This is a genomic window from Paenibacillus sp. 1SOY10, from assembly GCF_056836745.1.
On sequence record NZ_JBXENK010000001.1, the window covers coordinates 528,661 to 551,188 of the forward strand.

Annotated in this window: 27 protein-coding genes; 22 read left to right on the top strand and 5 right to left on the bottom strand. The window is 44.0% G+C overall.

Annotated elements, in window-relative coordinates:
• Nucleotides 1–61: 61 nt before the first annotated feature.
• The 10 genes from AC1VOR_RS02540 (at nucleotide 62) to AC1VOR_RS02585 (ending at nucleotide 9,535) form a co-directional block, all read left to right on the top strand.
• A complete protein-coding gene (locus tag AC1VOR_RS02540) occupies nucleotides 62–535 on the top strand; it encodes a PcfB family protein (protein ID WP_482615677.1) in 474 nt (157 codons plus the stop codon).
• Nucleotides 525–2,357: a VirD4-like conjugal transfer protein, CD1115 family gene (locus AC1VOR_RS02545; RefSeq protein ID WP_482615679.1), complete on the top strand. Its 1,833-nt coding sequence runs from the start codon at nucleotides 525–527 to the stop codon at nucleotides 2,355–2,357. The genes AC1VOR_RS02540 and AC1VOR_RS02545 overlap by 11 nt, the downstream gene beginning before the upstream one ends.
• An 88-nt stretch (nucleotides 2,358–2,445) precedes the next feature.
• Nucleotides 2,446–2,658, top strand: a complete 213-nt coding sequence (locus tag AC1VOR_RS02550) for a Maff2 family mobile element protein (RefSeq protein WP_375105230.1) — start codon at nucleotides 2,446–2,448, stop codon at nucleotides 2,656–2,658.
• 11 nt (nucleotides 2,659–2,669) lie between these two features.
• Nucleotides 2,670–3,536 carry a VirB6/TrbL-like conjugal transfer protein, CD1112 family gene (locus tag AC1VOR_RS02555; RefSeq protein ID WP_482615681.1) on the top strand — a complete coding sequence of 289 codons (867 nt, stop codon included), beginning with the start codon at nucleotides 2,670–2,672 and terminating at the stop codon, nucleotides 3,534–3,536.
• Nucleotides 3,537–3,582: 46 nt separating this feature from the next.
• The gene (locus tag AC1VOR_RS02560; RefSeq protein WP_482615683.1) at nucleotides 3,583–4,050 is read left to right on the top strand and encodes a septation protein SpoVG family protein; all 468 of its coding nucleotides are present in this window, start codon (nucleotides 3,583–3,585) and stop codon (nucleotides 4,048–4,050) included.
• A 50-nt stretch (nucleotides 4,051–4,100) separates the two neighbouring features.
• Nucleotides 4,101–4,493, top strand: coding sequence for a PrgI family protein (locus AC1VOR_RS02565; RefSeq protein WP_482615685.1), 393 nt, complete (start codon nucleotides 4,101–4,103; stop codon nucleotides 4,491–4,493).
• A complete protein-coding gene (locus tag AC1VOR_RS02570; protein WP_482615687.1) occupies nucleotides 4,441–6,804 on the top strand; it encodes a VirB4-like conjugal transfer ATPase, CD1110 family in 2,364 nt (787 codons plus the stop codon). The genes AC1VOR_RS02565 and AC1VOR_RS02570 overlap by 53 nt, the downstream gene beginning before the upstream one ends.
• Nucleotides 6,797–8,596, top strand: coding sequence for a C40 family peptidase (locus AC1VOR_RS02575; protein WP_482615689.1), 1,800 nt, complete (start codon nucleotides 6,797–6,799; stop codon nucleotides 8,594–8,596). Before AC1VOR_RS02570 ends, AC1VOR_RS02575 begins: the two co-directional genes overlap by 8 nt.
• A 22-nt stretch (nucleotides 8,597–8,618) precedes the next feature.
• A complete protein-coding gene (locus AC1VOR_RS02580; RefSeq protein WP_482615690.1) occupies nucleotides 8,619–8,888 on the top strand; it encodes a DUF4315 family protein in 270 nt (89 codons plus the stop codon).
• Nucleotides 8,885–9,535: a DUF4366 domain-containing protein gene (locus AC1VOR_RS02585; protein ID WP_482615691.1), complete on the top strand. Its 651-nt coding sequence runs from the start codon at nucleotides 8,885–8,887 to the stop codon at nucleotides 9,533–9,535. Before AC1VOR_RS02580 ends, AC1VOR_RS02585 begins: the two co-directional genes overlap by 4 nt.
• Before the next feature lie 352 nt (nucleotides 9,536–9,887).
• On the opposite strand, the gene AC1VOR_RS02590 is transcribed toward AC1VOR_RS02585, so the two are convergent.
• A complete protein-coding gene (locus AC1VOR_RS02590) occupies nucleotides 9,888–10,637 on the bottom strand; it encodes a phospholipase D-like domain-containing protein (protein WP_482615693.1) in 750 nt (249 codons plus the stop codon).
• Nucleotides 10,638–10,732: 95 nt separating this feature from the next.
• Here AC1VOR_RS02590 and AC1VOR_RS02595 point away from each other — a divergent pair, with 95 nt between their 5' ends.
• The 6 genes from AC1VOR_RS02595 (at nucleotide 10,733) to AC1VOR_RS02620 (ending at nucleotide 14,182) form a co-directional block, all read left to right on the top strand.
• The gene (locus AC1VOR_RS02595; RefSeq protein WP_482615694.1) at nucleotides 10,733–11,122 is read left to right on the top strand and encodes a plasmid mobilization protein; all 390 of its coding nucleotides are present in this window, start codon (nucleotides 10,733–10,735) and stop codon (nucleotides 11,120–11,122) included.
• 130 nt (nucleotides 11,123–11,252) lie between these two features.
• Complete coding sequence (locus tag AC1VOR_RS02600; RefSeq protein ID WP_482615695.1) at nucleotides 11,253–11,432, top strand: CopG family transcriptional regulator; 180 nt, start codon at nucleotides 11,253–11,255, stop codon at nucleotides 11,430–11,432.
• Between the two features lie 137 nt (nucleotides 11,433–11,569).
• On the top strand, nucleotides 11,570–11,854 hold the full coding sequence (locus AC1VOR_RS02605) for a DUF6809 family protein (protein WP_482615696.1): 285 nt from the start codon (nucleotides 11,570–11,572) through the stop codon (nucleotides 11,852–11,854).
• 204 nt (nucleotides 11,855–12,058) lie between these two features.
• Complete coding sequence (locus AC1VOR_RS02610; protein WP_482615698.1) at nucleotides 12,059–12,358, top strand: CD1845 family protein; 300 nt, start codon at nucleotides 12,059–12,061, stop codon at nucleotides 12,356–12,358.
• Nucleotides 12,359–12,457: 99 nt separating this feature from the next.
• Nucleotides 12,458–12,628, top strand: a complete 171-nt coding sequence (locus AC1VOR_RS02615) for a hypothetical protein (protein WP_482615699.1) — start codon at nucleotides 12,458–12,460, stop codon at nucleotides 12,626–12,628.
• A gap of 159 nt (nucleotides 12,629–12,787) precedes the next feature.
• Nucleotides 12,788–14,182 carry a relaxase/mobilization nuclease domain-containing protein gene (locus AC1VOR_RS02620; RefSeq protein ID WP_482615700.1) on the top strand — a complete coding sequence of 465 codons (1,395 nt, stop codon included), beginning with the start codon at nucleotides 12,788–12,790 and terminating at the stop codon, nucleotides 14,180–14,182.
• Nucleotides 14,183–14,566: 384 nt separating this feature from the next.
• Here AC1VOR_RS02620 and AC1VOR_RS02625 read toward each other — a convergent pair whose 3' ends face one another.
• Both AC1VOR_RS02625 and AC1VOR_RS02630 read right to left on the bottom strand, forming a co-directional pair.
• Nucleotides 14,567–15,160 (bottom strand): TetR/AcrR family transcriptional regulator, encoded by a 594-nt coding sequence (locus AC1VOR_RS02625; protein ID WP_482615702.1) that lies wholly within the window; start codon nucleotides 15,158–15,160, stop codon nucleotides 14,567–14,569.
• A complete protein-coding gene (locus tag AC1VOR_RS02630; protein WP_482616382.1) occupies nucleotides 15,153–16,613 on the bottom strand; it encodes a DHA2 family efflux MFS transporter permease subunit in 1,461 nt (486 codons plus the stop codon). Before AC1VOR_RS02630 ends, AC1VOR_RS02625 begins: the two co-directional genes overlap by 8 nt.
• A gap of 347 nt (nucleotides 16,614–16,960) precedes the next feature.
• On the opposite strand from AC1VOR_RS02630, the gene AC1VOR_RS02635 reads away from it, so the two are divergent.
• Both AC1VOR_RS02635 and AC1VOR_RS02640 read left to right on the top strand, forming a co-directional pair.
• Nucleotides 16,961–17,707, top strand: a complete 747-nt coding sequence (locus tag AC1VOR_RS02635) for a hypothetical protein (protein WP_482615703.1) — start codon at nucleotides 16,961–16,963, stop codon at nucleotides 17,705–17,707.
• 659 nt (nucleotides 17,708–18,366) lie between these two features.
• Entirely contained in the window at nucleotides 18,367–19,056 is a 690-nt protein-coding gene (locus tag AC1VOR_RS02640) for a putative immunity/bacteriocin fusion bifunctional protein (protein WP_482615705.1), read from the top strand.
• 63 nt (nucleotides 19,057–19,119) lie between these two features.
• On the opposite strand, the gene AC1VOR_RS02645 is transcribed toward AC1VOR_RS02640, so the two are convergent.
• Together AC1VOR_RS02645 and AC1VOR_RS02650 are read right to left on the bottom strand one after the other, a co-directional pair.
• Nucleotides 19,120–19,506 carry a hypothetical protein gene (locus tag AC1VOR_RS02645; RefSeq protein WP_482615708.1) on the bottom strand — a complete coding sequence of 129 codons (387 nt, stop codon included), beginning with the start codon at nucleotides 19,504–19,506 and terminating at the stop codon, nucleotides 19,120–19,122.
• Nucleotides 19,507–19,688: 182 nt separating this feature from the next.
• Nucleotides 19,689–19,895 (bottom strand): helix-turn-helix transcriptional regulator, encoded by a 207-nt coding sequence (locus AC1VOR_RS02650; protein ID WP_482615710.1) that lies wholly within the window; start codon nucleotides 19,893–19,895, stop codon nucleotides 19,689–19,691.
• Nucleotides 19,896–20,299: 404 nt separating this feature from the next.
• Between AC1VOR_RS02650 and AC1VOR_RS02655 the strand changes: the two genes are divergently transcribed.
• The 4 genes from AC1VOR_RS02655 to AC1VOR_RS02670 all read left to right on the top strand — a co-directional run bounded on the left by AC1VOR_RS02655 (nucleotide 20,300) and on the right by AC1VOR_RS02670 (nucleotide 22,435).
• A complete protein-coding gene (locus AC1VOR_RS02655; protein ID WP_482615712.1) occupies nucleotides 20,300–20,653 on the top strand; it encodes an RNA polymerase sigma factor in 354 nt (117 codons plus the stop codon).
• Nucleotides 20,605–20,868, top strand: coding sequence for an RNA polymerase sigma factor (locus tag AC1VOR_RS02660; protein ID WP_482615715.1), 264 nt, complete (start codon nucleotides 20,605–20,607; stop codon nucleotides 20,866–20,868). The genes AC1VOR_RS02655 and AC1VOR_RS02660 overlap by 49 nt, the downstream gene beginning before the upstream one ends.
• A 496-nt stretch (nucleotides 20,869–21,364) precedes the next feature.
• Nucleotides 21,365–21,790: an RNA polymerase sigma factor gene (locus AC1VOR_RS02665; protein ID WP_482615716.1), complete on the top strand. Its 426-nt coding sequence runs from the start codon at nucleotides 21,365–21,367 to the stop codon at nucleotides 21,788–21,790.
• A gap of 444 nt (nucleotides 21,791–22,234) precedes the next feature.
• On the top strand, nucleotides 22,235–22,435 hold the full coding sequence (locus AC1VOR_RS02670) for a hypothetical protein (protein ID WP_482615717.1): 201 nt from the start codon (nucleotides 22,235–22,237) through the stop codon (nucleotides 22,433–22,435).
• Nucleotides 22,436–22,528 lie beyond the last annotated feature (93 nt).

Consider the following 22,528-nt stretch of genomic DNA (forward strand, 5'->3'; position numbering starts at 1 on the left):
AGTTGGCCCGAAGCCCTCCACTGTACCATAAGGGGTTTGGCTTGCGGAAAGGAGGATTGCCATGCAAGAGGAAGTTGAACAGCGCACCATTGCCCTATCTGTTAATACCTCAAAACTAACAGGTCGGACACTGGCAAGGGTTTTAGAAAATGCCCTTCAGCAGATACAAAAAGAGATTCAGAAGAAGCAGATTCCGCAAGGTAGGCAAAGCGTGAAAAAGCTGATGCACCACGGCGTTGCCACAAACAGTCTCGATTTGTCCGGCAATACCCGCCTGTTTGACCGCGTAGCTCGGAAGTATCATGTGGATTATGCCTTCCACAAAACCGAACCGAACAAGTATTTGCTATTCTTCAAATCGGGACAGGCTGATGCGATTACGGCTTGTTTTGGTGAATATACCAAGCGAGTGCTAAACCAGGACAAAAGCAAACGTCCTTCCATTCTCAAGCAGCTTCAAGCCTTTGCCGAAAAGGAACGTTCCAAACCGCATCAGCCTGAACGCAAACGAGAGGCGGTGCGAGATGAGAGATAACATCCGAAAACAGCTTATTTTGAATATCCCTTACCTATTCATCCTGTGGATGGGTCTGAAGCTCGGAACAGCCTACCGCCTTGCAACAGGTTCCGTGTTTGGCGAAAAGCTCGTTGACATGACAAAAACAATCGGCCCGGCGTTTGAATCTCTCGCGCCGGGCTTTGTTATGTCCGATTGGCTTATGGGTCTTGCCGCGGCTATCCTTATTCGCGTAACGGTGTGGCATAAAGGGAAGAAAGCAAAGAAATTCCGAAGAGACTTGGAATATGGCTCTGCCCGCTGGGGAACGGCAAAGGATATCAAACCTTTTATGGATTCCAAGTTCAGCAACAACGTGATTTTGACGGGCAGCGAATTTCTAACCATGAACACACGCCCGTCAAACCCGGCCAACGCCCGAAACCTGAACTGCTGTGTGATTGGTTCTTCCGGTTCCGGAAAGACCCGGTTTTGGCTAACCCCACAGCTTTTACAGGCTCATTCTTCCTATGTGGTGGTTGACCCCAAAGGCGGCATCTTGGGGCAAGTTGGCACCTTTCTTCAAAAGCAGGGTTACAAAATCAAGGTTTTCAACAGTGTCGATTTCGTAAAGTCCATGCACTATAACCCGCTTGCTTACATTAAGACGGAAAATGACATTCTAAAATTCGTCCATGCCCTGATTGAAAACACCAAGGGCGACGGCAAGAAAGGCGATCCATTCTGGACGAAAGCGGAAACGTTGTTGTATTGCGCGTTAATCGGCTATATCGTCTTTGAAGGGCCGGAGGAAGAACGAAATCTCAATACCTTGGTGGATATGCTGAATAGCATGGAAACCCGCGAAGATGACGAAGACTTCAAGAACGCCGTGGACTATATGTTCATGGGCTTGGAGAAGCGAAGTCCGCAGCACTTCGCGGTCCGGCAGTACAAGAAGTATAAGCTTGCCAGCGGGAAAACGTCCAAAAGCATTCTCATTTCCTGTGGAGCCAGATTAGCCCCTTTTGATATTGAGCAGCTTCGGGAAATGATGAGCTATGATGAAATGGAGCTTGACCGCATGGGTGACAAAAAAACCGCCACTTTTTTCATCATTAGTGACACGAACACGACCTACAACTTTATCGTTGCCCTTGCCTTTTCACAGATGTTTAATCTTTTATGTGAGCGGGCCGACAACAAATACGGCGGTAGACTGCCCCATCATGTACGGGTGCTATGGGACGAAGCCGCTAATACCGGGCAGGTTCCGCAACTGGAAAAGCTTGTGGCGGTCATTCGCTCCCGTGAAGTTTCCCTATGCTTGTTTTTACAAGCCCAGTCTCAATTAAAAGCTTTGTATAAGGATCACGCTGAAACCATTATGGGAAACATGGACAGCGTGATTTTTCTTGGGGGCCGCGAACATAGCACCATTAAGGAGCTTTCAGAGGTTTTAGGGAAAGAAACGATTTCCATGCAGACGGAAAGCCGAACACGGGGTCAGTCGGAAAGCTATGGACAAAACATACAACGGCTGGGAAAAGAGCTAATGACCATGGACGAACTGACAACGATGCCGGGCAATAAGTGTATTCTACAGCTTCGCGGCTTGCGCCCCTTTCTTTCCCCCAAATATGATTTGGTGAAGCATCCAAAGTACAGACATACGGCAGAAGCGAATAAGCGAAATGTGTTTGACCCGGCTAGGCTTGTCAACCGCCGTATGAAAAGGCTCCATCCCAACGAGCCGTATACCGTTTACGAAGTAGACGCTGATGAGGAAATTACCGCCATGGACGAGAACGAGGACATTCTCAACTATGATGATGTGGACGATCCCGAAGCGTTTGCCTGACTTCGGGCCAACTTGACCCGAACGGTTTATCGCCAGCAATGGCGCTTTTTTTATGCCCAAAAACTTAAATTGATGGAGGTTATTCAATATGGGATTTTTTTCGAGTGCCGTTGATACTCTGCAAACCCTTGTTGTTGCGCTTGGCGCAGGTCTTGCCGTATGGGGCGTAATCAACCTTTTGGAAGGCTACGGGTCTGACAATCCAGGTGCAAAATCGCAAGGCGTAAAGCAGCTTATGGCAGGCGGCGGTGTCATTCTTTTGGGAACCACTCTGGTTCCGATGCTGTCGAGCTTGTTTTAAGGTAAGACGATATGGATTTTCTGTCGGACTGGATTAACGATTGGCTAAAAGACCTGCTGATAAACGGCATCATGGGCAATCTCAGCGGCCTTTTTGAGAGCGTGAATGACCAGATTGGAGACATTGCCACGCAAGTTGGCACCACGCCGGGGAACTGGAACCCCGGCGTGTTCTCCCTCATTCAGAAGCTTTCCGAAACGGTTGTGTTGCCCATTGCGGGTCTTGTCCTGACTTTTGTCATGTGCTATGAGCTGATTCAAATGCTGATTGACCGGAACAACCTTCACGACATTGACACATGGATTTTTTTCAAATGGATCTTCAAAACCTTTGTGGCGGTACTGCTGCTTTCAAATACGTTCAACATTGTGATGGCGGTATTCGATGTATCGCAAAGCGTGATAAACAGCGCCGGAGGACTCATTGCTGGAGAAACGGCCGTAAGCCCCGGTATGCTAGAGAGCTTGGAGGCGGAGCTTATCGAGATGGAGATTGGCCCCCTGCTTGGTCTTTGGATGCAATCCTTCCTGATAAAAATTGTAGTTGTAGCCATTAACATTGTCGTTTTCGTCATCGTGTACGGACGTATGATTGAAATTTATTTACTGACCAGTTTGGCGCCTGTGCCAATGGCGACGATGGTCAATCGGGAAATCGGCAGCATGGGTCAGAACTATTTGAAAACCTTATGTGCGATTGCTTTCCAAGGATTATTGATACTGGTATGCGTGGCGATCTACGCCAAGCTGGTGCAGAGCATCGCCATCGGCGGCGATCCCATAGGAGCGATATGGACCGTCATTGGTTATTCGGTACTGCTGTGCTTCACCATGTTCAAAACAGGCACGCTCGCCAAATCCATCTTTGGGGCGCATTAAGCACTTCGGGCCACTTTGGCTCGAAGTAAGAAAGGAGCCGGTTAGGATGGTTAATCAAAAAGCAAATGCTTCGCAAGAATCGGAACAAGCACCTTTACCGCTAAAGCTGGACGTGACCGCCCGAGTGATCCAACCTATGGGCAACCTTGTCGGCTTTGCCAGTCTGAAAATCAATGACAGCTTTGTGATTGATGATTTTAAGATTTTGAAAAGCGACAAAGGGCTGTTTGTCGGGATGCCGAGTAAACCGGATAAATCCAGCTCGACAGGATACCGGGATACCTCACGCCCAATCACCAAGGAATTTCGTGAGGTACTGACCAAGGCGGTGATTACCGCCTATCATGCAGAAGTCGAACGATTGCAGACCCGTTCCGCTACCGTGGATTCTCCTAAAAAGGAATCCATTCCTAAACAGCTTGCGGAGAATGCCAAACAGGTGGAAAAGGAAAAATCCACACGGTCCAGGTCTGGTCCCGCAAAAGCCAACAAAGCCAAAAGTGCCGAACGATAATGGACTTCGGGTCAAATTGGCCCGGATGCTACAAAGGAGGATGAACCCTGTTGGCCTATGTAAACGTGCCAAATGATTTATCTAAAATCAAAACGAAAATCGCATTCAATTTAACCAAACGCCAGCTTATCTGCTTCGGAATCGCGGCGATTATCGGAATTCCAAGCTATCTTTTTACCCGTACCGCCATCGGCAACACTGGGGCTATGCTTTTGATGATTGCCCTCATGCTTCCTTGTTTTTTCTTTGCCATGTACGAGCGTGATGGGCTACCTTTCGAGAGGGTCTTACGGAACATCATTCGTTCCAAGTTCCTGTGGCCACGTGTAAGACCCTATCAGACCCAAAACTTCTATGCGTATTTGAGCGCGGGAAAGGAGGTGCGGCCACATGGCACCAAAAACAGCCTTCCTCACCGCTCCCACAACAAGCAAAAAGCGTAAACGGCGTGGGCCACAATCGGCACAGCAAACCATCCCGTATAAAGAAATGTTTCGAGACGGAATCTGCAAAGTGCGTGAGGGCTATTACACCAAAACGCTCTCTTACGAAGATATTAATTATGCCGTGGCTTCATCGGATGCCCAAAACACCATTTTTGACGGATATTGTGCGTTTCTTAATTACTTTGACAGTTCGCTTTCCTTGCAATTGTCGTTTGTTAACCACCGCTCCCGCCCGCAAAACCGTTACCGTATAAACATACCGGCTCAGGATGATGATTTTAACAGTATCCGCGACGAATTTACGACGATGCTGGAAGGTCAGATTGCCCGCAGCAATAACGGCATTGTACGCTCCAAGTATTTAACTGTTGGTATCCACGCGAATGGGATTGGAGCCGCACGTCCGCGCTTGGAACGTATCGAGAACGATATAGTTGGCAATTTCAAAAAGCTAGGTGTACAATCGGCTGGCTTGGATGGACGGGAACGCCTAGAGGTTATGCACGGTCAACTACATCCCGCGAGTCAAGAACCTTTTGGATTCTCATGGGATGTGATTCCGAAAACAGGATTAGGGACGAAGGACTTTATCGCACCGACTTCCTTTGACTTCCGGCAAAGCCGCGCTTTTCGAGTGGGCACCACATGGGGCGCGGCGATGTACATGCAGATTATGGCTTCCGAGCTTTCCGATAAGCTCCTTGCAGAGCTTTTGGAAGTGGATGCGCAAATGACCATTACCCTGCATATCCAGACGGTTGACCAAGCTAGAGCGGTAAAGATGATCAAGGCTAAAATGAGCGATATCGACCGCATGAAAATGGACGAGCAGAAAAAAGCGGCGCGGTCCGGTTATGACATTGATATTCTTCCACCCGACTTGCAAACATACAGCAAGGACGCGGCGGCTCTGCTGGCCGATCTGCAAAGCCGGAATGAAAGAATGTTCCTGTTGACCTTTCTTGTGGTGAATACCGCGCCGACCCGCCAGCAACTTGAAAACGATATTTTTACCGTCTCAGGAGTTACCCAAAAGTACAACTGTTTTCTAAAGCGTTTGGATTTTCAGCAAGAGCAAGGCTTCATGTCTTCTCTCCCGCTCGGCTATAACGGCATTGAGATACAGCGAGGCATGACAACCTCCAGCACCGCTATTTTTGTGCCGTTTATGACACAGGAGCTTCGCATGGACAAAGCTTTATACTATGGCATGAATGCACTATCCCACAATATTATTATGGCAGACCGCAAAAAGCTGAAATCAGCCAACGGTCTGTACTTGGGTTCGACGGGTAGCGGCAAGAGCTTTGCCGCTAAGCGGGAGCTAATCAACGTATTTCTTGCCACAAAGGACAGAATCATTATTGTAGACCCCATGGGCGAATATGCCCCGCTGGTCAAGCGGCTTGGCGGCGAAGTGATCGACATTTCGCCGGAGAGTCCCCATCACATCAATCCGATGGATTTAAAACTAAATTTAACCGGAGAAGACAGTCCGCTTTCCATGAAGGCGGACTTTTTGATGTCTCTTTGTGAACTTATCATTGGCGGCAAGGAAGGCTTGCAACCGATTGAAAAAACGGTCATTGACCGTTGCGTTCGCTTGGTGTACCGAGAGCTTGCGCTGGGCATAGAGGACAGGACAATGCCCCTTCTGCAAGACCTGTATGAAACCTTGTGTCAGCAGCCGGAACCGGAAGCCAAACGCATTGCAACCGCGCTGGAGCTATACTGCACTGGTTCGCTTAACATGTTCAACCATGCGACTAACGTGCAAACCAATGCCCGTATCACATGTATCGTGCTAAAAAATATGGGCGAAAACCTGCGAAAAATCGCTATGCACATCACCAACGAGTTGGTCACGCAAGCAGTAGACGAAAACTTTTCACAGCGTCTTGCAACTTGGTGCTACTATGACGAGTTTCATATTCTGTTGCAGGACACACTGAGCGCCAGCTACTTTGTGAGGGTTTGGAAAATGCTGCGTAAAAAAGGCTGTGTACCATCAGCTTTGACGCAAAACGTCAAAGACCTTTTGGCAAGCAGAGAAATTGAAAACATTTTGGAAAACAGTGATTTTATGATTCTGCTGTCACAAGCACAAGGGGATCGGGCCATACTCGCCAAGCAGCTTGGTATCTCCGAGCATCAGCTATCCTATATCGCTCATAGCAATGCCGGGGAGGGCTTATTGTTCTATGGTCATACAACGATTCCGTTTGTTGACCGTTTCCCGCGCGGCGAGATTTACGATTTGCTCACTACCCGTCCAGAGGATGTAAATAAGGAGTCGCAATATGGATAATCGCAAGAATCAAATATCGACGGAGTGCAAACCGCTTGAACAGGAGCAACAGCCAACGACTTCGAGCCAACTTGGCCCGAAGTCGGGTAAGCTTCGGCAGAATAGTAAAACGACACGGCCTTCCGAGCGTTTACGGCGTGATAACGCCGCTTCTTCTGACGCGGATGTCGGGAATACGCCGCAGACTCGCAAGGCCGTTAAAAAGGCCGCACAGAGCGGCAAACGCATGGAAAAGAGCAACGACAAGTTGAACAGCGCCCGCGAAAAAGCGAATGCCCAAAAACCGCAGAAGAAGCCCGGTGCTTTCAAATCGGCTGGTCAGGTTGCTCATGATGAGACATGGCAATATGTACATGGCAAACTTCATCAAGTGGAACGGGAAAATGTCGGCATAGAAGCCGCCCACAAAACCGAGCTTGCCGGGGAACGACTTCTTCAAAAGACCACGCGCACGATGAAGCGCCAGATACGCACCCGCCCATTTCGACAAGTGCGGAAATGGGAACGGAAAACAATGAGGACAAAAGCCGAGCAAAGTTACCAACAACTTGTGAAGGATCACCCGCATCTGCGGAGCAATCCCGTTTCTAGGCTCTGGCAAAAACAACGGCTTAAAAAGCAGATTCGCAAGCAAACACTCGAAGCGGTTAAGCATGGGAAACAGACGGCCAAATTTACCGAGAGAGTAACCCGATTCGTTACCGTCTTTGTGAAACGGAATCCGAAGTTGCTGCTAATTGGACTCGCGCTGTTTTTGCTGGTTATGGTGCTGCAATCCTGTATGGCAGGGATGGCATCCATTGGAAATGGCCTGATTAGCGCGGTTAGCGGCACGTCCTATGGTTCGTCAGATGAAGACATTGAAGCGGTGGAAGCCAGCTACACGACACTGGAAAGAGAGCTGCGGGAACGTCTGGCGCGAGTCGAAAGCGACTATCCCCATGTGGATGAGTATCGCTATGCGGTTGACGAAATTGGGCATGATCCGTTTGAACTGGCTTCCTATCTGACAGCCAAATACGGCAGCTACACGTCTTCACAGGTTCAGGCTGAATTACAAGCTTTGTTTGAGCAGCAGTATCGGCTGGCTATTACCCAAACCGTGGAGGTACGTTACCAGACAGAAACCCAGACAGATACATGGACAGAAACGGACCCGGAAACCGGAGAAGTTACGACACATTCCGACAGCTACACGGTGGAGGTTCCCTATGACTATCTCATTCTTCATGTATCCTTACGGAACCACTCATTGGGTGCAGTGGCACTTGCTAATCTGGATACCCAGCAGAAAGAGCAGTATGCCATTTACCAGAGAACCAAAGGCAATCGCCCGAATCTGTTTGAAGGCAATATCTACGCTCATAACGGCGAATACACCGATTACGATGTACCGCCCGAAGCGTTGGCTGATCCAGAATTTGCTGCTCTCATTGCGGAAGCCGAGAAATATTTAGGTTACCCCTATGTTTGGGGAGGTTCTACTCCGGCTACATCCTTTGATTGTTCGGGCTTTATCAGCTATGTGTTTAACCAGTCCGGCGTGTACCCAATGAGCCGAACGACAGCGCAAGGCATTTTTAATAAGACAAAACCGATTTCGCTTTCCGAAGCCCAGCCCGGCGACCTCATTTTCTTCACTGGCACCTATGACAGTGCCGGGCCTGTATCGCATTTAGGCATCTATGTGGGCGGAAATATGATGCTGCACAGTGCCAGCGGCGGCGTGCAATACGCCCGGACAGATAGCAACTATTGGTCCAAACATTTTTACGCCATGGGCCGACTCTAACCTTGTAAATGGGAGGATACCATTGAGTACAAAAATCGAACGCGTGAACAGAGACATTGAAAAAATCAAAACGAAAATCAGCGGGTTTCAAACCAAGCTGAAGGAGTTGGAAAGGCAAAAAACGGAGCTTGAAAATCTGGAAATTGTGGATGCGGTGCGCGGTGTAGACATTTCCCTCACCGACCTTGCTGATTTGTTAAAAGCCATGAAAACAGGTACTGCTACTTCGGGCCAACTTGGCTCGAAGTCCGCAGTCCCCACCGATACCCCAAAGGAGGATTCACAAGAATGAATACACTTCGCAGGTTGGCGGCGCTATGCGCCGTTTTTTTGTTGGCCTTATCTTTTAGCACCCTTGTCCATGCGGGAGGCGGCGACGAAAGTTCGCAGGCGCTTCCAGAACCAGAAACCATGTCAGAAGCAGGTCCCAATCCCTTCACATCTGCCGGAACGGGGACGGTCATAGACAACGCCACTAACGAGGATGAAAAAGAGTTCTATACGATTACGACCCCGAGTGAGCATGTCTTTTACTTGGTGATCGACAAGCAGCGGGAACAGGATAATGTCTACTTTCTCAACGCTGTCACGGAAAAAGACTTGCTTGCGCTGGCTGAAAAGTCTGGCGATGCTGCTGACTGGGACCTCTCCGCTCCGAAGCCAGAACCGACACCCAATGTGCTACCAGAGCCATTACCCGAACCGGAGCCGGCACCAAAGAGCAATACGGGAATGCTCATTGTTGTCCTGGCCGTTATCGTGATTGGTGGTGGAGCTGGCTATTACTTTAAAATTTATCGTCCCAAACAGGAACAGGCCGCTTATGATGACCAAGACTATGACGAGTATGAAGAAGATCCTTATGCCATTCCGGAAGAGGAAACTCCCTCATGGGAAAACGATGATGAGAATCTGGACCGAGAGGATGAGGAGAAGTGAACTTTACAGACAGTCCATTTGAACGAATGATGAAGGAAAAGCCGCGTCGGCAACGTTCTCATTCAACTCAAGCATGCAAGCGGAAAATTGCTCTGATCGTGGAGAATGCAATGGTTCTTCCCATATAAATGCCTTGCCGAGAGAGAAGATGCAAAGTACTTGTTCGCTAACTTGTGTGGAACACAAAGGTCATTAGAATTTTATAAAGAGCGAAATGGTTATTGGCTATTTAACGCATAAATTACTTTTATATGAAACTGATTTAGCTTGTACTTTTTTTATGTGTATTGTATCGGAGAAATAAAAAAGGAACGTCAGCCTCACGGGCTTTGATGTTCCTTTTTACATTTATTCAAAGTTGTTTTGTGAAGGTACGCATAAATTCATCAGCAAATTTTTTCACGTAGTCCTTGTCTAACGCTGTTGCAAGTGTTTCATCATTATGATTTGCAGTTGGAGTCCAATTGTAAGAGCCATGCATTACGTAATCCAAGTCAATGATACAGTACTTATTGTGCATTCTATTGTATTTATTCCAACCGTGTCTTGGAATAACAGTTAGCTCAAAATGATTTTTTAAGTCGTTTAGCAATTTACTATTCGTTTCTTCATCGGAAATTACTAAGCGGATGTTCAGTCCCTGCTGTTTTTTTATCAGCAACTCATCATAAATGACTTTATTGCTAAACCAAGCAACCGCTGCCCATATTAGGTATTTTGCATCTCGAATTCCTTGAATAATTGTTTCTTGAATTTTAGAGAAAACCACATCATGTTCCTTATCATCTTGAGTTTCTGAATCAAGCATTTGAGGCTTAATAAGAGTTTTACCAAGAGCATAGTCATTGGATTCTTCGTACACATAACCAACTAAATCAGCTATACTATTTTTAAATTTGTTTGCTTCATTTATTAAGGGTATAGGCACTCTTATCTCAACATTTTCATAATGCTGTCCTGGTTGTATTGCAAAACCATATTGAGGTATTAAATTTACTTTTGAGCGTCTGATAATTGGCAATATTTTGTCTTGCATTTTTTCATATATCTCGTCATATTTTAGTGTTTCTATCATTGTATTTACAAAAGCCTGATTGTCCATAAAAAACCCCCATTTCAATCCAAAATTACCCAAACCAATTCATCAAATTATATCATCGAGGCAAAATAAATTCAATTCTAAAAAGGAGTTTTTGCATGAACCAAAAAGACAAAGCAATAGAATTTGAATCAGTGAACAGCCGTCCAAAACGCAGGCGCGGTGTTCCTCTGTATGTTTGGGTTAATGACGATGAATATGCCGTGATTAAGGAGCGTATGGAACAAGCTGGAACACAGAATTTAAGTGGTTATATTCGCAAAATGGCGCTTAACGGTTATGTTCTGAATGTGGACCTTTCCCCCGTTCGGGAACTTGTTTCCTTGCAACGCAGATGTGCCAATAACCTGAATCAAATTGCGGTTCAAGTGAACACCTACGGGGCCTTGTATCAATCTGATGTCGCGGCTTTACAAAAAGATTACGCCAAGCTTTGGAACCAAGTTTCCGATATCCTCCAACAGCTTACAGCAGTCATGGAACAATAAAGGAAAGGGGAGCGTTGGCATATGCCTTCGCTCCCCACTTTTTTAGAAATATGTTGTGCCAATCGACACAATTGACTTCCCTGTAGCCACATTTCTATACTCAAGGTGGACACAACAAGGAGGTGTAGCCATGTCGTCCAAAAAGAAAGAGCATCCACCATCTGCATTTTCAAAAAGCAAAGTTATTCGCGCACGAGTGGATCAAGTTACGATTGATAAACTAAATGCCTGCACAAGTAAACTTGATACCACTCGCTCGAATATTATTCGCCAAGGAATTGAGCAGATATATGATGCTTTGCACAACTGAAGAAGGAAGTAGCTTATCCCTGACCGAGACGGCTACTTCCTATCCCGCAATCGCTTGTAAAAGCAGACTGCATAAATATCCTACCATGTGCAGAATGCTCGTTCAAGCGCTGTGATGTTATTATGGGAGGAAAAAATATGAAATCAATTTTAGAAACACTATACCGCGGGGAACTTCGGCCTGATGAAAAAATTGTACCATCCCATACGGAATATCGTGCTCTGAGCCGTAAAGTAGCTGAGCAATCTCAAGATTGGCAGAAGAAACTGGGAGAAGAAACCTTTCGTGAATTAGAAGCCTACTTTGACCTTATGGAAAAGGTAAATAGTATTTACGTTGAATCCGTTTTTATGCATGGATTCAGACTTGGGGCGAACATGATAATTGAAATCATGAGTTCTCGTGAAGATTTAACTAAATAGTCTCTTCCGCATTTAAAAAAGATTCAAGTATACATCTCAACCCGTTATCCCCGCCATCTAAAGACATAAGTACAGCCGCTCCCCATTAACTTCGGGCCAAATAGTCCCGAGGTTGGGGGATTTTCGAGTTAAACGACAACATTGTAGACTCCTATCACAGATGGTAAAATATTGGTAAAGGCATATGATGAAAGGAGAATGTTTATGAGTTGGGTTAAGCTCTTATTCAAAATTATCGCCGCACCTCTTGTTGTCTTGCTGACAATTATAACCTCTGTTTTTTCATTTTTGTTCTGCTATGCGGTAGTTGTACTCAACATTGTTGCCGCCATAGGTGCCCTTATCAGTATTGGTCTCCTTATTATCGGTGAAACTCTTGGCTTCGGCGTTTTTCTAATAGTATCCTTTCTTATTTCTCCATTCGGTATTCCGGCCATTGCAGAATGGTTAATTGATAGATTAGACAGATTAAATAATTCACTTCGATTTTTTATGGTAGACTAGATACACATTGCTTCAGCACATAAATGACTAATTGGTAAAGAGAGATGTACAACCTCTTTAATGTAAGAATACTCAATAACATTTCTTCAGGAGGACGATATGAGCCAACGTTCAAAGAAAAAGTTAATGCGAACCATTGGAATATTAATTTTCGCAGCTAGTGCGCCGTTCATCATTTTAGAAGAATTATCTGCTTACTTAGCCGTCGGAATTATTATTGTTTTGATTGGCATTGTGACACTTATCTGGTCTAACTTTATCAAAGACTAGAACAACTCTGTACTCTGATACATTTGTGTAGCTTCAACGTCCTGCTAAACTAATGTAGAAATTCCATGTAATATTGGAATTTAACTCGTAAGAAATAATCCACTTTTGTTAACATCTCCCCTGCGGCGGAGATGTTTTTTTTTTGAAAGGAGAAGCGTCATGGCAACTACTCGTATTATGAGTCGTCATATTGGGAGTGGTAAGACCATTATGAAAACCTTAAAGGACAGCTTTGACTACGGGAAAAATCCGAACAAAACCATGGACGGCAACTTGATAATGGCCTATGAATGCGATCCAGCTACGGCTGACGCAGAATTTCTGCTTTCTAAAGCAAAGTATAAGGCGATAACAGGCCGACATCAGAAACAGGATGTGTTGTATTACCAAATACGTCAATCGTTCCCGCCAGGTGAGATTGATGCGGAAGCCGCGCTTAAAATTGGCTATGAACTTGGTATGCGCTGGACCAAAGGGAAGCACGCTTTCTTCGTTGTTTCTCATGTTGACCGTCCTCATCCCCATTGCCACATTTACTACAATTCAACCTCTCTGGATTGTACGAGGAAGTTCAGAGATTTTATTGGTTCTGCCCGGGCCGTTCGTCGGCTCTCTGACCGTATTTGCCTAGAGCATGGATTATCTATTATTACGAATCCAAAGCTCCCCAGCAAGGGGAAGTTCAAACATTATGGCGAGTGGCTCGGGAATCGTAAGCCACTGACTTTCCAAGATAAGCTAAGGACGCAAATAGATATTTGTCTTGCAGAGAAACCACATAATATGAATGCTTTCTTAAATGCAATGTCGTCCGCTGGCTATGAGGTTAAACATGGCCGTGGAGGAACAATCAGCTTCCGCGCAGAAGGACAAAAACGCTTTACCCGGCTTAGGGCTTCTACGCTTGGTAAAGGCTATTGTCAGGAGGATATAAGGGCATTTATTGAGAGTCAGGACACCCGAAAGGAACGACGCAAGGTCAATCTAATTGTCGATATTGAATCTCGTATGAGAGAAGGAAAAGGCCCCGCTTATGAACGTTGGGCCAAAATATTTAACCTCAAACAGATGGCGGCGGCATTACAGTATTTGCAGGAAAATGGATTGACTGAATATGAGCAACTTATGCAAAAGAATGACCAGCTTACTAATCGTTTCCACGCTCTGTCTAAGCAGGTAAAAAATACGGAAACCACCATACGCGTGAATTCAGAACTACAAGCAGCCTTGGCCCATTACGCTAAAACCAGACCCGTATTTGAAGGATACAAGGCGGCAAAGTACAGCCGAAAATACCTTGCAGAGCATGGGGCCGATCTTGCCACTTATCGAGCGGCGCAAGATACTTTTCGGCGCTTATTGTCAGGAAAGAAGTTGCCTAAAATGAATGCGCTCAAAGCAGAATATCGAGAGCTTATTGCAAATAAAAAGAACGCTTATAATGAATATCGAATGGTAAGAAAGAACATGCAAGAAGTAGTGACTGTTAAGGCTAATATTGACCAACTCTTGGGATCGAGGGACGCACAGAAAAACAAGGAAAGGGAGCGATAGCGACATGACGCAACATGAGGTGCAAAGCACCTGGATTCGGGCCAATTTGGCCCGAAGTTGCAGGGTTTGGGGAGTATAGTGATGGTGCTATTTTTACATTTAAAATCTACCTTTCCCTTAAAATTAAAAGCCACAATACACAGTACTGTTTTACTATCGAAGCAATCCTCTTTATTTCACTCTTTACGGTTTAATTTTATTTAGTAACTGATCGAGAAATTGTTTTTGGTTCACCATAGAGAATTCAGCTTTTCTGTCTGCTAGCTCCATTGTCTCACATTATTAGACGAAGAAATGTTTTTACGTCACGCCATGTATTCTAGGCCTTTAAATCCTCACTGTATTTGTGTTCAGGTCAATTTTCGCTCTACAAAATTTGAGTTGCTATTTGTCAGCGAAGAGAGGCGTAATAAAGCAACGAACATATTGTGATGCAATCTGCTCAGGGGTGTATCCTTTCTCCACCTGTAAATAGTAAATCAACTCAGGACGTAAGGAGGATGCGATAGTAATGGAGGCAAATGCCAGGTCTAGGCTGGGCAATTGACCAGCCTGCTCTGCTTCCTCTAACAACTGCAAAATGCGATTGTGCATAAATACGAATGGTGGTAGCTCATACATATTCAACCGGCATTCTTCTAGGCTTTCAATATGTAGGAGGGCTTGCATCCACTCCAACTCCTCTGCCATTAGGACAACGCTGTGTTCTATCAGCACAGCAAGTCGCTTCTGAGGCGGCAGTTCAACCATAGCAAGAAGATCTCGTTGCATACTATGGTCGAACTGTATAAACTTGTTGTTCATTATATGCTGACAAAGTGCACGTTTATTGGGAAAGCGACGGTATAGGGTGCCCTGACCAACTTCTGCTGCTTTAGCAATCTGATGCATCGAGACATTATCAAGGCCATGGCGTTCAAATAATTGAAGTGTAATAGCAACAATTCTGTCGGTAATGGCTCCCCCTTGTTTAGTCATTGTCAACCTGCTGAGGCCGAGGACCTTCTGGAAGTGTGCTGGTGCGGCGTAGAAATAGACTGATCAGAAGGGCGCCGAGTGCCAACATAAGGCCGAAGCTAAATGCACTGTGCAAGCCCTCAATCATAATAGTAACAGGGTTAAAATCTCCGGTGGTGCGCGCGTATTTCTCTCCGGCATTCGCCATGATGGTAAAAAATAAAGCAGTTCCTATAGCTGCAGCTACTTGTTGTAGTGTATTCAGGATCGCCGTGCCGTGCGGATATAGTGTCCGTGGAAGCTGGTTAAGTGCTGTAGTCTGAGCAGGCATTATCACCAGAGAGACACCAATCATCATGATGATATGTAAGAAGATAATGTAGCCACCGCCCCAGGTTGGCTGAACACCCGTGAACAGCCAAATCGCCAGCGCTATAAGTGCCAGTCCAGAAGTAACCAACACACGCGGACCGAACTTGTCGAACAATTTGCCGGCGATGGGGGCTACGACCCCATTGATGATACCGCCAGGCAGCATGATCAGGCCTGCCGCGAGGGCGCTCATGCCCAGCCCGTTCTGAAGAAAGGTGGGCAGCATAATTAATATGGAAAACAGGCTCATCATCGTGACAAAAAATAAGACGATGACAATAGAGAACATGCTATAACGAAATGCACGCAGATTAAGCATAGGCTCCTTCACGGTAAGTTGGCGCCAGACGAACAAGGCGAGACATACACTGCCAGCTATCAGGAATCCGATGACCTCCGGTGTGTTCCAACCCGCCGAGCCGGCACGGCTAAAGCCATATACAAGACCGCCGAAGCCGATTGTGGATAATAGGATTGACAGAAGATCCACTCGGGGGCGTGTAATCAAGCTGACATTCTTCAAATAAAGGATGGCAAAAATAATGGAGAATGTTGCGAGCGGAATGACCAGGTAAAAGAGCCATCTCCAGTCAAACGACTGCATGATGATACCAGAGAGTGTAGGCCCGATTGCAGGAGCGGTCATGATTACCATTCCTATCATGCCCATTGCCGCACCACGGTTGGCAGGTGGATAAATACTTAGAATGGTATTCATCAATACAGGCAGCACCAGTCCTGTGCCGAGAGCCTGAATAACCCGTCCACTTAGTAACATGCCAAAGCTGGGGGCCAAACTGCAGACGATGGTGCCAGCCAAGAAGAGCGACATCGCGCCAATAAACATTTGGCGAGTCGTAAACCATTGCTGTAACAACGCCGTAATGGGCACCAGGATACCAACTACAAGCATGTAGGCAGTAGCTAGCCATTGGACCGTTGGCTCAGTAATATTAAATTCAACCATTAGTGCTGGAAAAGCAACATTCAACAGTGTTTCATTCAAAATGGAGACAAACGCCCCGATTATTAGTGCAGCCACGATTGGGCCGCGCTTAAACTTGCTGAAATCTAGGTCGGCACCGGTAGCGCCAGCATCCATATTCAAAACATAATCCTCCTCAAAGTTGATTTTCCGGACAACTGTCCGGGACAAGGTTTATCATATCGGACAATTGTCCAATGTGTCAAGAAATATTTTGCAGGCACTCAACCTCACTGGATTGTACAAGGAAGTTCCGAGATTTTATTGGTTCCGCACGGGCTGTTCGTCGGCTCTCTGACCGTATTTGCCTAGAGCATGGACTATCTATTATTACGAATCCAAAGCTTCCCAGTAAGGGGAAGTTCAAGCATTATGGTGAGTGGCTCGGAAATCGTAAGCCACTGACTTTCCAAGATAAGTTAAGGACTCAAATAGATATTTGTCTTGCAGAGAAACCACATAATATGAATGCTTTCTTAAATGCAATGTCGTCCGCTGGCTATGAGGTTAAACACGGCCGCGGAGATACAATCAGCTTCCGCGCAGAAGGGCAAAAACGCTTTATCCGGCTTCGGGCTTCTACGCTTGGTAAAGGCTACAGTCAGGAGGATATAAGAGCATTTATTGAAAGTCAGGACACCCGACAGGAACGACGCAAGGTCAATCTAATTGTGGATATTGAATCTCGCATGAGAGCAGGAAAAGGCCCAGCTTATGAACGTTGGGCCAAAATATTTAACCTCAAACAGATGGCGGCGGCACTACAGTATTTGCAGGAAAACGGACTGACGGAATATGAACAACTTATGCAAAAGAGTGACCAGCTTACTAATCGTTTCCACGCTCTGTCTAAGCAAGTAAAAAATACGGAATCCACTATGCGTGTGAATGCAGAACTACAAGCAGCCGTGGTCCATTACGCTACAACCAGACCCGTATTTGAAGGATACAAGGAGGCAAAATACAGCCGAAAATATCTTGCAGAGCGAGCGGCGCAAGTTACTTTTCGGCGCTTATTGTCAGGGAAGAAGTTGCCTAAAATGAATACGCTAAAAGCAGAATATCAAGAGCTTATTGCAAGGAAAAAGGACGCTTATAAGGAATATCGAATGGTCAGAAAGAACATGCAAGAAGTAGTGACTGTTAAGGCTAATATTGACCAACTCTTGGGATTGACGGACGCACTGAAAAACAAGGAAATGGAGCGATAGCAACATGACGCAACATGAGGTGCGAAGCACCTGGCTTCGGGCCAATTTGGCCCGAAGTTGCAGGGTTTGGGGAAGGCACTCCCCAACAAGCAAAGAGGCAAGTGTCAATACACTTGCCCTGCTTGCCATTTAGGAGGAATGTCCGCAGTACCGAACTTTTCTAAAAGGAGGCAAGTCATAACAAGGCTTTTCATTATGATGTTATTTTCAATAAAATTAATTTATAATTGCTATTCCTTTAAAAAACCAGTTGGAGTTTATTATTTCTAATTTCCCAAATGGAAAGTGAATCAGATACATCTGCTTTAAATATTTAAATTACATCTATTTTAAATATAATAATGGCATTTCACGAAGAATATTTTAGAGGCTGTAACCTTGTTTACTTTGCCTTTTGGCCACTTTATAAAACTATTTTACAGTTCATTTTCGAATCAAATAAATATTTTATTCAAATTTTAATTTTTTGTGCGTCATGTTTCTAACTGTCATATCGTTATACCTATAGAGGTAGCCCTTGCTCTCATAAGCAAAGACTACCAAAATAAAAAAAGAGAGGTGAAACTGGTTAGTCATAATGTCGGATGGTATCCTTAATGGTGCCATGTCGCGGAAAGATGGATTTCCAAACAATTAATTGAAAACGGAGGTAATACAACATGAAACTAATGAAATTGTTTTTAGTTGCAATGCTTTCTTTTGTACTAATTGTGCCTACGACTAGCGCCCAGAATGTGACTGCTAATGCTGACTGTCAATGCTCATCTGTAGAAGAAACGCCATCAACACTCGACCAGGTACGAGCCGATTTGGAAGCAAGCGGTGTAACCATTATTGATTCCTTTACCAGTAATGAACAAACTGTTATTGACGATGTAGTCAATAGCCAACTGGCTGACCATGATTATGCCTTGCAGCAATATGATTTTTCAGATTACAGCTTAATTGATGGATCTTCAGTATATAGAGGATTCAAGAATGTCGAACTTGATAACCAAACTTATGATTATGTAGGCATGAACTATCAAGTGTTATTTAATGAAGAAAATGACGAATTTATAGCATTAGCAGCTTGGATTGATCTTGAGTCTGCTAAAGTTTTAGAAATAACTGTTACACATATTGATGCCAATGAGGATATCAGCCTGATCTTTCATTCTACTGGTAACTCTGGTATGATTACACCACTCGATTTTGAATTTAATGGTCGCTCTTTTGCCTGTAGTCTAACTGGTCTATACGCCTGTACCACTTATTGTTTAGTTTGGGCTTTAGTCAATCCTGTTGCAGGAGTTACCTGTGAAATCTTGTGTGGTGGCGCTTTCGCCTTTGCTTGCTCTGGCGCATAAGAATACTTTCTTAAGAAGAGGCCCATAATATGTGGGCCTCTTCTATTATTTTGATTGATGCAACTATTTCTTGCTTACAATCACAGCGCCAATTCCAGTAACTAATAAATAACTAATCATGATAATCCACAAATATGAGAGCGCAACAACCTCTACATTGGTGAACATCATAATGCTAAGTGCAATGAAAACAAGGCCTATAAAAACTTGCGACGAAAAAACAAACAATTTTAATATATTATTTTTTATTCTTTCATCTGTTTCTGGCAACCCATCCTTTTTCATCCTTATTTTAATTAAATTAGTTATAAATAATATACAGACGGCAGCTATGGCTCCAAGTAATACACTTAAATTGAATTCCCCTTTAATCATGAAGATTAATGTAAGTCCTAGCACAAACCCCACCAATATCCTAATCGCTCGAAACGTCAAATGCCATTTTTCCATTGGCCTTCCTCCTCTTTTTACTTTTTGAGAAAGCTGCTCCCATATAGCAAAAGCAGTACAACGAAATGTAGCTGGAACTCACGGTGATTTAAAAGTGCGTTTAACGTCAGTGCCTCACCTCCAGAACAACATACACAACAGCTATGTTAAGAGATATCTAAAAAAAGTTTCGCTGAACTCGCTCATCCCCCATTTTCCTCTCTATAGAAGATGTCTTCAATAGGTCGTTCAAAATAATCGGATATTTTAAAGGCAAGTTCTAAACTGGGATTAAACTTATTTTTTTCAATGGCCACAATTGTCTGCCTAGTCACATAAAGGATTTTTGCCAGTTCTTCTTGAGTAAGACCAGAATTTTTTCTTAATTCTTGTACCTTATTTATAATCACCAATAACACCCTCAAAAAGTAAAGTTTTATATACATTATATTAATCTAAGTGTACCACAGTGTCAAGTTTTATATACATTTTTGTTGAAGATTTTAAAAAAGCTGCTTTCTTTTGATAAATAAAAGGAATGAAGGTGGACATTCATACTTTGCGGTATTTTCATAAAAATATCTGACAGCGTTTTTCTTTGCCAATTTTTCTATAACTGACATCCATTTTCCTGAAACATGTATTATTTAATTCTAATATAAATCTATAGGAGGTAACTTGGCCTCTTTAATAGAGATTAAAATTAGACAATAGAAGACAGACTTGATGTCTTAAGCTTTACTATCATTAAGTACTTAGATACAATGTAAATTCAAGGTATTTTAAGGATAAATATTACTTAGGAGGGGTATTGATGGAATTTTCGCAGTGTCTATATCTCTTGCATAATAATTTTTATCATTTAGACCACAATATTCAAAGAAGTATCTACCAAACTTATTGGGATTTTATCTACCGCGATATCATTTATTTGACAAGAAATCATGAACTGGCTGAGGATGTTGTGCAAGAATCTTTTCTTAAGGTGGTTACAAATGCTCCCCGTTTAAAGTGCACAAAAAATATTAAAGCATGGATTCAAAAGGTTGCTTTAAACCATATGTATGATATTTTCAAAAAAAAAAAAAATATCATCATGTTTCTGAACCTCAAGTCGTTATGGATACGGAGGTTCCTAGTGGACATTCAAGCGTATATGAACAAGTAGAGGAGAAACTTAGAAATAAAGCTCTTCACGATGCAATGACAGAGTTGAGTCCCGCTTATCAAAAGGTTTTGATAATATTTTATTTTAATGAAAAATCACAAAAGGAAATTGCACAAGAGTTAAACACAACTGAACAAGCTATTGCACAAAGACTTGTTAGAGCAAGAAAGAAATTATATTGTCACTATTTAAATAAATGGTCGATTTCCAACTAAATTAAGGCATTAGTAAAGTATCTCTGCTGAATTTTTGTAAAATCAAAATCCATGAATTTTAATTAGCTGTCTTTCTTCCTGAATCAAGGATGAAGACAGCTTTTGTTTACACTTAAAAAGAACCTAGGACAGAAATTTTAGCTTCATGTACTCTAAGCAGTATCCCCTTTTAACTCTTCCTTTTATAGCCTGATTTTAATTACTTTCAGGAAACTAGAAGATATGAGTAAGTTGCCCTATCATCTCTTAATCCCAATATTTTATAGAAAGAAGGGATAACCGTGAAGGTCAATGGGGAAGTGATGCATGTCTTAGATCCCTATTATTAATAGAACATCTTTTAATTCCCCCTCACCAATTAAAATATTGTCCTTTATATGAAGTAGAAAAAGCGTTCTATTTTGGGTCAACTTGGCCTGATGTCCAAGTTCCACCCCACTGTCGTTCTCCACCACCTCCGTTCGATTTCCAAAAAAATCGAACGGAGGAACGCGATATGAAAATAATTAACCTACGGGATTTTTATCCGATTTATAATAATGATTTTTTTCTTGAAATCAAGGACGAAGTTGCAGCAGTTCTGCTGGAAGCTGACCGGAAAGAAGAAGCATATCGGCGGCGCATGTTTCGTTACAAGGCTCATTACTCCCTAGACCGAAATGATGGAATTGAGCATGAAGTATCTAACGTCGTCCTATCCACCGTTGAAGTCTATGAAAAAAAAGTAATGGTCCAAGTTCTGCATGAAGCTTTTAGCGCCTTATCGGACAAGCAGCGTAAACGTATTTATGAGCATTATATCCTCGGCATCACTAAGTCCGAGATTGCAAGGGCCGAAGGAGTTTCGGAGAAAAACATACGTAAATCCATTAGCCAGGGTCTTCAACACATGGAAGTTTTTTTGCGTGATTTTTATAATTGAGGGTCGATTTCTCATTAAAAATGTCACGGTTATTGGAAGGTGAAATTCCTACCTCTAACGCTCTTTAACAACTGCATAACGATAATCTGAATACACTTTGTGTGTGGTGAAGCCGTGTCGTAAGGTGCGCCAAGACTTTTCGAGTATTTATTCTTGAAAACGAGCGACAACATCCATTACGGCAAACAGATTGTAGCAGGTCTGACTGGCGACGATCCCCCACACAGGATAATGATACTTACGGTTTGAACGCTTCACAGCATTGACCGTCGCGCCATCAGCATGGAGCGGGGTGAAATTCCCATGAGAGCGGTTGCCTCCGCTCGTTCGGATTATCTTTGCTCAATCATGCTGGAGGAACACCACGCCGGGTTTTTCTGTCCAAGGACAGCCCAATCATTCCCGGCGTGAATCTCCCTCTATTTTGATGTGAGGTGAGTCTAAATGGATAAAGATAAGATTTACGCTGGATTGCTTTCGGAGCAATGGAGCAATAATGCTTGTCGTGGTTATGTCATAAGGGCGTTGGAGAACTGTGACTTTGAGACGGATGATATTCGACGTGTGCTAATGGAGCTGCATGAATTATTTGACTTCAAGTCCACGCAAGAAGCAGATGAGTATTATCGGAATAGCCTATACTAACTTCGGGTCAACCTGTCCCTAAGTATTCGAGAAGGATCGCCATTATTTTGCTGAAAAATAATGGCGATTTGTGCTTTCATAGGACAAACGAGG

Excerpts from the sequence above, each read along its gene's own strand:
- AC1VOR_RS02540 (WP_482615677.1), top strand. The coding sequence starts at position 62 with ATGCAAGAGGAAGTTGAACAGCGCACCATTGCCCTATCTGTTAATACC.
- AC1VOR_RS02545 (WP_482615679.1), top strand. The coding sequence starts at position 525 with ATGAGAGATAACATCCGAAAACAGCTTATTTTGAATATCCCTTACCTA.
- AC1VOR_RS02550 (WP_375105230.1), top strand. The coding sequence starts at position 2,446 with ATGGGATTTTTTTCGAGTGCCGTTGATACTCTGCAAACCCTTGTTGTT.
- AC1VOR_RS02555 (WP_482615681.1), top strand. The coding sequence starts at position 2,670 with ATGGATTTTCTGTCGGACTGGATTAACGATTGGCTAAAAGACCTGCTG.
- AC1VOR_RS02560 (WP_482615683.1), top strand. The coding sequence starts at position 3,583 with ATGGTTAATCAAAAAGCAAATGCTTCGCAAGAATCGGAACAAGCACCT.
- AC1VOR_RS02570 (WP_482615687.1), top strand. The coding sequence starts at position 4,441 with ATGGCACCAAAAACAGCCTTCCTCACCGCTCCCACAACAAGCAAAAAG.
- AC1VOR_RS02575 (WP_482615689.1), top strand. The coding sequence starts at position 6,797 with ATGGATAATCGCAAGAATCAAATATCGACGGAGTGCAAACCGCTTGAA.
- AC1VOR_RS02585 (WP_482615691.1), top strand. The coding sequence starts at position 8,885 with ATGAATACACTTCGCAGGTTGGCGGCGCTATGCGCCGTTTTTTTGTTG.
- AC1VOR_RS02590 (WP_482615693.1), bottom strand. The coding sequence starts at position 10,637 with ATGGACAATCAGGCTTTTGTAAATACAATGATAGAAACACTAAAATAT.
- AC1VOR_RS02595 (WP_482615694.1), top strand. The coding sequence starts at position 10,733 with ATGAACCAAAAAGACAAAGCAATAGAATTTGAATCAGTGAACAGCCGT.
- AC1VOR_RS02600 (WP_482615695.1), top strand. The coding sequence starts at position 11,253 with ATGTCGTCCAAAAAGAAAGAGCATCCACCATCTGCATTTTCAAAAAGC.
- AC1VOR_RS02605 (WP_482615696.1), top strand. The coding sequence starts at position 11,570 with ATGAAATCAATTTTAGAAACACTATACCGCGGGGAACTTCGGCCTGAT.
- AC1VOR_RS02610 (WP_482615698.1), top strand. The coding sequence starts at position 12,059 with ATGAGTTGGGTTAAGCTCTTATTCAAAATTATCGCCGCACCTCTTGTT.
- AC1VOR_RS02615 (WP_482615699.1), top strand. The coding sequence starts at position 12,458 with ATGAGCCAACGTTCAAAGAAAAAGTTAATGCGAACCATTGGAATATTA.
- AC1VOR_RS02620 (WP_482615700.1), top strand. The coding sequence starts at position 12,788 with ATGGCAACTACTCGTATTATGAGTCGTCATATTGGGAGTGGTAAGACC.
- AC1VOR_RS02625 (WP_482615702.1), bottom strand. The coding sequence starts at position 15,160 with ATGACTAAACAAGGGGGAGCCATTACCGACAGAATTGTTGCTATTACA.
- AC1VOR_RS02630 (WP_482616382.1), bottom strand. The coding sequence starts at position 16,613 with ATGGATGCTGGCGCTACCGGTGCCGACCTAGATTTCAGCAAGTTTAAG.
- AC1VOR_RS02635 (WP_482615703.1), top strand. The coding sequence starts at position 16,961 with ATGAATGCTTTCTTAAATGCAATGTCGTCCGCTGGCTATGAGGTTAAA.
- AC1VOR_RS02640 (WP_482615705.1), top strand. The coding sequence starts at position 18,367 with ATGAAACTAATGAAATTGTTTTTAGTTGCAATGCTTTCTTTTGTACTA.
- AC1VOR_RS02645 (WP_482615708.1), bottom strand. The coding sequence starts at position 19,506 with ATGGAAAAATGGCATTTGACGTTTCGAGCGATTAGGATATTGGTGGGG.
- AC1VOR_RS02655 (WP_482615712.1), top strand. The coding sequence starts at position 20,300 with ATGGAATTTTCGCAGTGTCTATATCTCTTGCATAATAATTTTTATCAT.
- AC1VOR_RS02660 (WP_482615715.1), top strand. The coding sequence starts at position 20,605 with ATGGATACGGAGGTTCCTAGTGGACATTCAAGCGTATATGAACAAGTA.
- AC1VOR_RS02665 (WP_482615716.1), top strand. The coding sequence starts at position 21,365 with ATGAAAATAATTAACCTACGGGATTTTTATCCGATTTATAATAATGAT.
- AC1VOR_RS02670 (WP_482615717.1), top strand. The coding sequence starts at position 22,235 with ATGGATAAAGATAAGATTTACGCTGGATTGCTTTCGGAGCAATGGAGC.